This is a genomic window from uncultured Parasphingopyxis sp., assembly GCF_937129435.1.
Lineage (GTDB): Bacteria > Pseudomonadota > Alphaproteobacteria > Sphingomonadales > Sphingomonadaceae > Parasphingopyxis.
This window is the reverse complement of the sequence record NZ_CAKZNF010000052.1, coordinates 19,140-29,266: the sequence shown is the minus strand read 5'-3', so window position 1 is coordinate 29,266 and position 10,127 is coordinate 19,140. Positions and strand designations below refer to the sequence as shown.

The window sequence follows — 10,127 nt, the reverse complement described above, 5'->3', positions numbered from 1 at the left end:
ACTCAGACCGAGCACAACAGCCCGGTGGGATTTAGGCCCTGCCCCGAGCCGCGCGGCCATGAAGATCTCGCGCACCATGCCCAGAAGGCGCGAGGCGAGGGTGAGACCGGACACCACGCCCAGATTGCGCAAAAGCCGCATCGATTATCGTCCCGGACTCGCCAGGGCACGAGACAGCCCGTCCCCGGCATGGCGATCGGCGACGTCGAGGAGCCGGCCGGTGGCCCAGTCGAAATCGGCCTCGGTCAGGTCGCGCATCTTCTTGGCCGGACGTCCGCCCCACATCTCGCCTGCCTTGATGACCTTGCCGGGCGTCAGCATGCCGCCCGCCGCGATCATCCCGCCGCTTTCAATCTCGCAGCCATCCATCACGATCGCGCCGAGCCCCACGAAACTCTTGTCGTGCAGCTTCACGCCGTGAACCATCGCCATATGGCCGATGAGCACGTCCTCGCCGATGATCGTCGGCCAGCCGGGGCGCGCTTCGCCGTGATCGGCGTCGCAATGGACGACCGTGCCGTCCTGGATGTTCGCCCGCGCGCCGACCTCGATATAATTGACGTCGGCCCTGAGAACGCAATTGTACCAGATGCTCGCGCCCTCCCCGATCCGCACATCGCCGATCAGCCGCGTGCCGGGCGCGATGAAGGCGGTCGGGTGGATCTGCGGTTCCTTACCGTGGATCGGGATGATGGTGACGTCGTTCATGTGCGTTCCCACTATTCGAATTCTACGCGTTTCTCGGTCCATTCTTCGCGCGTGATGCGATAGACGATACCATGGCCCAGCTCGGGACCCCAGTCGTCTTCCCAATAGTCGAGGTCCTTGCGTCGTTTCATGCCGAGCCGCTCCATCAGACCCCATGACCCTTCATTGCCGTTGACGGTGAAGGCCGAGACGTAATCCTCGTCGAACGTGTCGAACGCGTAGTTCATCGAAGCCACGGCCGCCTCGCGCGCATAGCCCTTCCCCCAGGCATCCTCGCGCAGCCGCCAGCCAATTTCGAGCGTTCCCGGATCGGGCTCGTTGCGATCGTTCTGCACGCGCTTGAGGCCGCAAAAGCCGAGCAGTTCGCCGTCCGATTTCCGCTCGACAGCCCAGAAGGTGTGGCCATGTTCGCGCTGCCAACCGGTCAGCTTGTCGATCATCTCGTCGGTCTTCTCACGCGTCTGCACGCCAAGCAGCCAGCGCATGACGTTGGGGCGCGAATTGATATGCTCGTACATCGGTTCGCGATCGTCATCGCGCCAGTCGCGGAGGATCAGGCGTTCGGTTTCGATCATGCCAGTTCTCAAATGTCAGGAATTCAACAACCGCGCCGCATCGAGCGCATGGTAGGTGAGCATGCCCGAACATCCCGCCCGCTTGAACGCCAGCAAACTCTCCAGCACCAGCGCATCGCGTTCGCCGGAACCTGCGGCCGCACCCGCCTCGATCATCGTATATTCGCCCGACACCTGATAGGCGAAGACGGGCACCTCGAACCGCTCCTTCACGCGGCGGACGATGTCGAGATAGGGCATGCCGGGCTTCACCATCACGCTATCGGCACCCTCGGCGATATCGAATGCGACCTCGCGCAACGCCTCTTCGGCATTGGCGGGATCCATCTGATAGGTCTTCTTGTCGCCCTTCAGCAGCCCGCGCGAACCGACGGCGTCGCGGAACGGGCCGTAAAAGGCACTCGCATATTTCGCGGCATAAGCCATGACCTGAACGTTGGTGTATCCGTCATCCTCCAGCGCATGGCGGATCGCACCGATGCGGCCGTCCATCATGTCCGACGGCGCAATGATGTCCGCGCCCGCCTGCGCCTGGTTGAGCGCCTGTTCGACGAGGATCGAGACCGTGTCGTCGTTGAGCACATAGCCGCCGCCATCGACCACACCGTCCTGGCCGTGCGACGTATAGGGATCGAGCGCGACATCGGTGAGGATGCCGATATCCTCGCCGCACGCATCCTTGATCTCGCCAATCGCGCGGCACATCAGATTGTCCGGATTGACCGCCTCGTCGCCCCTGTCGCTGCGCAGGTCGGGCGGCGTGTTCGGGAACAGCGCGACGCATGGAATACCGGCCTCGCGCGCCTCGGCGGCACGATCGGCTATCATCTCAACGGGCCAACGTGAGACGCCGGGCATCGACGCGATCGGCTCTGCCTCGTCTCCATCGGTGACGAAGAGCGGCCAGATCAGGTCGGACGGGTCGAGCCGCGTCTCGCGCACCATCGCGCGGGACCAGGCAGTCGTACGCGTCCGGCGCAGGCGCGTTGCGGGATAGGCGGGATCGGTCATGCCGGGCGGTTTAGCCGCCAATCGCTCGCCATGCCAGACGGCTTAGCCGCTCGGGTTGAGCCGCCCGGCATGTTCGCCACTCGCCAGCGTGCGCTCGCGCGCATAGTCGGGCTCGATTTCATCGAGCAGCGCGCCTTCGCGCCATGGGCCGTAGCGGTAATAGGCAAGGCTCAGCGCCGCCGCCATCAGCGACCCTGCCGGAAAGCTCCACCAATAGGCGTCCGGCCCGAGCGACGGATAGAGCAGTACCGCGAAACCGATCCGCACCGGGATCAGCGATACGGCGAACACGAGCAGAGGACCGATCACCGCCCCGTTCGCACGAACCGTCGCCAGCACCACCATCGTCACGCCGAAGAGAATGAACCCCCAGGTGCCGAGCAGGATGATCCGTTCGGCAATCGGCGTGGCCGGCGATTCCGCACCGAGGTCGAACAGTATCAGCAGGGCGCGATCTGCGAAGATGATGATCGCCACCACCGCGCCGGTAAGCAGAAGATTGAAGGCGAAGCCCGCACGCGTGATCCGCGAAACGCGGTCCCACCGCCCGGCGCCGATATTCTGCGCCGCCATGGCGCTGACCGCGGCGCCGATCGCCATTGCCGGCATCTGGACATAGTTCCAGAGCTGCTGGACGACGCCGAAGGCGGCGGCGGTATCGACGCCCTCCCGGTTGATCAGGCCGATCATCGCGATGCTCGATCCCGACACGACGAGCATCTGCGCCGCCATCGGCAGCCCCTTGCCCAAGATCACGCGCATCAGGGAGCGCGACGGGATCACATAGGCGAACTCCGCGCCGCGCAAACGGATCGGCAGGTCGCGCCAGTAGATATAGGCGATCATGCCCGCACAACCGACGATATTTCCGACGACAGTCGCCAAGGCCGAACCGGCGATCCCCATCGCCGGAAACGGCCCGAGGCCGAGGATGAAGACCGGGTTCAGCCCCGCATCGAGCAATACCGTCAGCCCCATGAACCATAGCGGCGTCATCGAATCGCCCGATCCGCGCAGCGTCATCATCAGCGCGACCATCACGATCGTCGCTGGGAAGGACAGGATCACGACCCGCAAATAGGTCAGCGCCAGCGCCTGCGCTTCGCCCGGCGTCGCCAGCAGCCGCAGGATATCGGGCGCGAACACCCACCCGGCGACGCCGACGACCAGCGCAAAGACGATCAGCATCCCCATCACCGTGCCGACCGCGCGCCGCGCCGCCTCGACATCGCCGCGGCCGAATCCCTGCCCGACGATGATCGTCCCGGCCATGCCGAAACCGAACACGCCGGCGAACAGCAGGAACATGATGATATGCGTGTTCGACGTCGCCGCGAGCGCCGTTTCGCCGAGGAAGTTGCCGATCCAGATCGTGTTCACGGTGGCGTTCAGCGACTGCAGGACGTTCGATCCCAGCGTCGGCAGCGCAAAGAAAAGGAGCGTCCGATAGATCGGGCCGGTGGTTAGATTGCCCTGCTGCCGCATATGCGGAGGGCCGCCAGCGGGCGCGGCACCTGATGCTTCGGGGGTGCGGGGTTCGTCGTCCATCGCCCGCCTCCCTCGACCGGCGCGTTTATGTTCTCGTTATCGCTCGCGACGGGATAGCGGCGTACTGGCGTTTTGCAATGCAGCTATTCCTCGCCCCACGGGGGAGGGGGACCATGCGCAGCATGGTGGAGGGGCACCCTCCAAAAACGGATCGCTAACGCAGCAATGTGCCCCTCCACCGGCTTCGCCGGTCCCCCTCCCCGTTCCGGGGAGGATCTACCCCAAGCGCGCCAGCGCTACTTTCAGGCGCTCGGCCTCAGCCGCCTTCTCCGCATGGTCGGCGCGCGCCTTCTCAACCGCTTCGGGCTTCGCCTTTTCGACGAATTGCGGGTTGGAGAGCCGCTTATCGAGCGAAGCGACTTCCTTCTCCGCTGCTTCGAGCGCCTTAGCGAGGCGGGCTTTTTCCGCATCGAGATCGATCACGCCTTCGAGCGGGAAGTAGTAGGTCGACTCGTCCACCACGACCTGCATCAGGCTGCCGTCGGGTGGTGGGCGGAAATGCAGATCGCCGATCCGGGCCAGACGCCCGACAGCGGCGGTATCGCGAGAAAGGACCGTCCGCGCCGATTCTGAAGCCTCAGCAAAATAAAGGTCGAGCTTTGCGCCCGGCGGAACATTGAGTTCCGACCTCGCCCCGCGTACTTCGCGCACGAAGCGGATCAGCCAGTCGATTTCCTTGGCCGCCTCCTCGTCCATCGCGCGGGCGTCGGCGAGCGGCCATTTGGCGGTGATCAGCGGGTAGTCGGCGCGGTCGCCGAGCTTGCTCCACAGTTCTTCGGTGACGAAGGGCATGAACGGGTGCAGCATGACGAGGATCTGGTCGAGCACCCAGCCGGCAACGGCCCTGGTCTCGTCATCGATCTCGCCGCGTTCGTCGCCGCTCATGACCGGCTTGATCAGCTCGAGATACCAGTCGCAGAAGTGATCCCAGGTGAAATGGTAGATCGTGTTCGCCGCACCGTCGAAACGGAAATCGGCGAAGGCGAGGTCGAGTTCCTGCACGGTGCGGATCGTCTCGGCGACGATCCAGCGGTTGACCGGCTTGTCGCAGGGCGGCGGCTCCAGCGTCTCGCTCGCACCGATGCCGTTCGACTGGCAGAAACGCGCGGCGTTCCAGAGCTTGGTCGCGAAGTTGCGATAGCCTTCGAGCCGCTTCTCATCCATCTTGATGTCGCGGCCCTGGCTCTCCATCGCCGCCATGAAGAAGCGCAGCGCATCGGCACCAAATTTGTCGATGAGCCCGAGCGGATCGACGGTGTTGCCCTTCGACTTGGACATTTTCTGCCCGTCGGCGGCGCGCACGAGCCCGTGAAGATACAGCGTCTTCCACGGCACGCTCTCTTCTGGCGGCTTCCCGCCGCGGCCCATGAAATGCATCCCCTGCATCATCATCCGCGCGTCCCAGAAGAACAGGATATCGAAGCCGGAGATCAGGACGTCGTTCGGGTAATGGCGCTTGAGGTCGTCGGTCTCCTCGGGCCAGCCGAGCGTGCCGAAGGGCCAGAGGGCGGAGGAGAACCACGTGTCGAGGACGTCGTCGTCACGAACAATTGCGAGCATCGAACCATCTTTGTTCGTAGCATCGACAGCGGCCATCCGATCTTCAAAAGCCTCGATGCGGGCATACTTGGACGGGATGACGTCCTGATATTCTTCGTATGCAAGTTGCGCCGCTTCTTCGGCCGTTTTTGCGACGAACGTTGGAGATACCATCGTCGTAACCAGCGTCGGATCGTTTTTCTCAGGTTCAGAAGCTCTTTGATGCATTCCGTACCAGGCCGGAATCCGGTGCCCCCACCAGAGCTGCCGTGACACGCACCAAGGCTGAATGTTCTCCATCCAGTTGAAGAAGGTCTTCTCCCAGCTCTTGGGCACGATCTCGATATCACCCTCGCGGACCGCCTTGATCGGCTCCTGCGCCAGCGTTTCGGCATCGACATACCATTGGTCGGTCAGCCAGGGCTCGATGACGACGTTCGATCGGTCGCCATAGGGCGTCATGATCTTGCGCGGTTCGGCATCGTGCACTGCCTCCTCGCCATCCTTGTCCTTGGTAACGTGCGGGATCAGGCAGCCGGCGTCCTTGATCCGCTGCACGACCAGTTCGCGCGCGCCATCGACACCGTCGCGCCTGAACCTGTGCAAGCCGATATATTCGTCGGGCACCAAACCGTCGGCCGTCTGGCAGACATTGGCCTCGCCATCGAGCATATTGAGCATCTCGGCGGGCGCGATGCCAGCGCGCTTGCCGACCTCGAAATCGTTGAAATCATGGCCCGGCGTAATCTTCACCGCGCCGCTGCCGAGTTCGGGATCGGCATGTTCGTCAGCGATGATCGGCACGCGGCGCCCGGTGATCGGGAGCACGACATGCTTGCCGACGACGCTCGCATAGCGCTCGTCGCTCGGGTGGACGGCGACCGCCATATCGGCGAGCATCGTTTCGGGCCGCGTCGTCGCGATCTCGATAAAATCCTCGCCGCTATCGAGCGTGACGCCGCCTTCGAGCGGATATTTGAAGTGCCAGAAATGGCCGGCAATCTCGACATTCTCGACCTCGAGATCGCTGATCGCGGTCTTGAGGCCCGGGTCCCAGTTCACGAGGCGCTTGTCGCGATAGATCAGGCCTTCATCGTAGAGATCGACGAACACCTTGGTGACGGCCTTGGTGAAGCCCTCGTCCATGGTAAAGCGCTCGTTCGACCAGTCCATCGAACAGCCGAGCCGACGCAGCTGGCGCGTGATCGTGCCGCCGCTCTCTTCCTTCCACTCCCAGACTTTCGCGACGAATTCCGCGCGCGAAAAATCGGTGCGCTTCTGCTGGCGCTCGTTGAGCTGCCGCTCGACCACCATCTGCGTCGCGATGCCCGCATGATCGGTGCCGACCACCCAGAGCGCGTCCTTGCCGCGCATCCGTTCTCGCCGGATCAGGATGTCCTGCAAGGTGTTGTCGAGCGCGTGGCCGATATGCAGGCTGCCCGTCACATTGGGCGGCGGGTTGACGATGGTGAAAGGTTCGGCGTCGTCCCGCTCGGGACGGAACAGGCCTTCCTCTTCCCAATGCGCGTACCAGCGCGCCTCGATCTCGGCCGGGTCGAATGTTTTGGGTAGCTCGCTCATGCGATGAGCGGTTAGCAAGGGGTGGCGGGCCGCGCCACCGCCTTTGTCAGTCGGCGCCCGCCCTCTTCTCCGCATCGAGCGCGGCGCGGATACGCTGGCCGAGTTCGTCCATGCGGAACGGTTTCAGCAGCACGTCGAACCGTTCGAACTGGTCGGAGGGAATCGCCTTGTCGGCATAGCCGGTAACAAGGACGGCTCTCAGCCCGGATTCCTCGCGTGCCTTCATCGCCAGGTCGGTGCCGTTCATCGATCCGGGCATGACGATATCGGTCAGCAGCAGATCGATATCGCCGCGTTCCTCGATAATCGAAAGCGCTTCGGTCGCATCGGCCGCCCGCAGAACGTTGTAGCCGAGTGCGTCGAGCATATCCTCGGCAATGTCGCCGACTTCCTTCTGATCCTCGACCAGAAGGATCATCTCCCCATTTCCCCTCGCCGGCTCGTTCGTCACTCGTTGCTCCGTATCTGCTCTCGCAGTGGCTCGCGCAGCACGGGAGACACGGCGTTTTGATCCGTTCGCGTATGATTGTCACAATCGCGCAGGCGGCTCATTGTTCCGTCGGTTCGCCGCTTTCAGATACATTTTCCCCGGTCCAGCGCGCCACCCAGGCATAAACGGCGCGGTGCCAGGCAAGGCTGTTGCGCGGACTCAGCACCCAATGATTCTCGTCGGGGAAAATCAGAAGTTCGGACGGAATTTGCCGGTTCTGCAGCGCGGTAAAGGCGCCCAGGCTCTGCACATAGGGAATGCGGAAATCGCGTTCGCCATGGATCAGCATCATCGGTGTGCGCCATTCGCCGACATGGTTGACCGGGTTCCAGCGCTCATATTCGCGCGGGACCGCGTCATAGGTGCCGCCGAAATCATGTTCGGGAAACCACAATTCCTCTGTCGTATAGTAGAAGGAGCGTAGGTCGAAGATCCCTGCATGGTTGACGAGACAGTCGAACCGGCCGGGCCAGTTTCCGGCGATCCAGTTCATCATATAGCCGCCATAGGACGCGCCGAGCGCGCAGATTCGTTCGCCATCCATCCAGGGATTGGCCTCGAGCGCGGCATCAAGGCCGAGTTGCAGGTCGCGCAGCGGCTTGCCGCCCCAGTCGCCGGTGATGCTGTCGGTGAACTCCTGGCCGTAGCCGGTCGAGCCGTGGAAATCGATCGAGACGACGCCATAGCCCTGCGCCGCCATTGCCGCCGGGTTCCAGCGATAGGACCAGCTGTCGTTGAACGATCCCTGCGGCCCGCCATGGACGAACATCGCGACCGGAAGCCGCGCGTCAGCCGCAAGGCCGGGCGGGCGGTAGACGATCCCGTGCACGGTATCGCCATCGGCGCCCGCAAAGGTGAAACGCTCCGATGTCGGCATCTCGATATCCGCCATCCGGTCCGCATTGACCTGCGTCAGCTGCTTCATCTCGCCGTCCGGCGCGATCCGGTAGATTTCGGGCGGCGACAGAGCCGTCGACCGCACGGCGATCACCGATCCGTCATCGAGCGGCAACATGCCGGCGATGCTTCCGGCGCCCGAAACGCGTTCGATCCGGCCCTCGGCCAAAATGTAACGGAACAGAGCCGTATCGAGCCGGTCGGCGGCGACGATCCAGATCGACTGGCGATCGGGCGCCCAGGCGATGCTGGCGATCGAGCGATCCCAATCCTCGGTCAGCCGCCGTGTCTCTCCGGTCGTCAGGTCGCGCAGGACGAGCACCTGCCGGTCGCTTTCATAGCCGGGCGTCGCCATGGCGAGATAGGCGAGATAGCGGCCGTCGGGCGAGGGCGCCGGCTGGTCGTCGAGCGCTTCGTTGAGGCCGGTGAGGACTTCCGGCTCCACCGCGCCAGAGGCGGGAACCCAATAAATATCGAGATCGGTCGAGTGCGGCTCGTTCGCATCGGCAGTGCGGTCGACGAAGAAGAGCGACTGCCCGTCGGGATGCCAGGCGATCTGCTCGCCGCCGCCAAAGGGGCGCGTGGGCGTATTGCCAATCGCAGCGCGGGAAACGACGGTCCCCTCGTCGCCAAGCCGTCCGCCGGCAAAGGGATAGACGACCACCCGGGAAAGGCTCCCGTCTTCCCAGCTCGACCAGTGGCGGGCGAATTGCGAATCGTACCGGCGCGGCGAAACGCCATCGGCATCGCCTGTATCGGGGCAGCTCGCCGCCGCACAATCGGGCGCCTCGTCGAACCAGAGCGCCATGCGCCGTCCGTCCGGCGACGGCGAGAAACCGGCCACATCGGCCTCGACGTTGGAAATCTGGACCGCCTCGCCGCCACGCGCGGGCATCGACCAGAGCTGGCTGCTCCCCGAACGCGCGGACAGGAAGAACAGCCGTTCGCCATCGGGCGAATAGGCCGGGCTCGATTCGCTGTCATCGGGCGTTTCGGTCAGGCGCCGGGGGCGCGCGCCATCGGTTGTGAGATCGCGTTCCCAGAGGTCGGCGCGGACGGTGTTGGCCTCGATATCCGGCTCGCCCAGCGCATAGACGAGCCGCTGGCCGTCCGGCGAAACGGCGACGGCGTTGATCCGGCGCAGCTGAAGCAGATCCTCGGGCGTAAACGGCCGCGCGGTTGCCGCCGACGACAAGGCCGCGCCGATCAGCAAAGACGCTGACACCAATCCGATCCGCCGCGTCACGTTACGCACCGACCACCTCGCGACTAGTCTTGTTCGTGGGTGATGCGCGCGACTTCGCGAGCGACGATCCGCTCGACAATGGCCGGCAAATTGGCGTCGAGCCATTGCTTGAGCATCGGGCGCAGCATGTCGCGCACGACACGCTCGAGCGCCTCGCCGCCGGCATCGGCCTCTCCCCGGGCGGATTTCATGGCCGAAAGCGATGCGAGCGCCTGGCGGCTGGCGGCGGCGGCAACGTCGGAGACGATCGGATCGTCGGACTCGTCCGTATTGGTTTCGGGCGCCTCGATCTCGTTCGGCGCAGGGTCGGGTTCCGCAGCGCTCGTCTCGACCGGCTGCTCATCGGGCTCGATCGTCTCGGTCAGCTCGAGGACATCGGGCGTCTCGTCCGCCACCTTCGCTTCGGCGGCACGGCGCGGCGCAGCGGGCGCATGTCGGCGATCCTCGCCATCCTCGGCGATGATCTTCTTGATGGAAGCCAGGATCTCTTCCATCGTGGGTTCATGGTTAACGTCGCCCATGCGGGCGGCCA

Annotated in this window: 8 protein-coding genes; all 8 read right to left on the bottom strand. The window is 64.2% G+C overall.

Annotated features, from left to right (window positions below):
- Nucleotides 1–144: 144 nt before the first annotated feature.
- Complete coding sequence (locus tag Q0139_RS09330; protein WP_298020604.1) at nt 145–708, bottom strand: gamma carbonic anhydrase family protein; 564 nt, start codon at nt 706–708, stop codon at nt 145–147.
- 11 nt (nt 709–719) lie between these two features.
- The gene (locus tag Q0139_RS09325; protein WP_298020601.1) at nt 720–1,283 is read right to left on the bottom strand and encodes a GNAT family N-acetyltransferase; all 564 of its coding nucleotides are present in this window, start codon (nt 1,281–1,283) and stop codon (nt 720–722) included.
- Between the two features lie 15 nt (nt 1,284–1,298).
- Nucleotides 1,299–2,294 (bottom strand): porphobilinogen synthase, encoded by a 996-nt coding sequence (gene hemB / locus Q0139_RS09320; protein WP_298020598.1) that lies wholly within the window; start codon nt 2,292–2,294, stop codon nt 1,299–1,301.
- A gap of 42 nt (nt 2,295–2,336) precedes the next feature.
- The gene (locus tag Q0139_RS09315) at nt 2,337–3,842 is read right to left on the bottom strand and encodes an MATE family efflux transporter (protein ID WP_298020595.1); all 1,506 of its coding nucleotides are present in this window, start codon (nt 3,840–3,842) and stop codon (nt 2,337–2,339) included.
- 216 nt (nt 3,843–4,058) lie between these two features.
- Nucleotides 4,059–6,962, bottom strand: coding sequence for a valine--tRNA ligase (locus Q0139_RS09310; protein ID WP_298020592.1), 2,904 nt, complete (start codon nt 6,960–6,962; stop codon nt 4,059–4,061).
- 46 nt (nt 6,963–7,008) lie between these two features.
- Nucleotides 7,009–7,380 (bottom strand): response regulator, encoded by a 372-nt coding sequence (locus Q0139_RS09305; protein WP_298020589.1) that lies wholly within the window; start codon nt 7,378–7,380, stop codon nt 7,009–7,011.
- 130 nt (nt 7,381–7,510) lie between these two features.
- Nucleotides 7,511–9,604 (bottom strand): S9 family peptidase, encoded by a 2,094-nt coding sequence (locus tag Q0139_RS09300; protein WP_298020586.1) that lies wholly within the window; start codon nt 9,602–9,604, stop codon nt 7,511–7,513.
- 14 nt (nt 9,605–9,618) lie between these two features.
- Entirely contained in the window at nt 9,619–10,116 is a 498-nt protein-coding gene (locus Q0139_RS09295; protein ID WP_298020583.1) for a DUF2497 domain-containing protein, read from the bottom strand.
- Nucleotides 10,117–10,127: the final 11 nt, after the last annotated feature.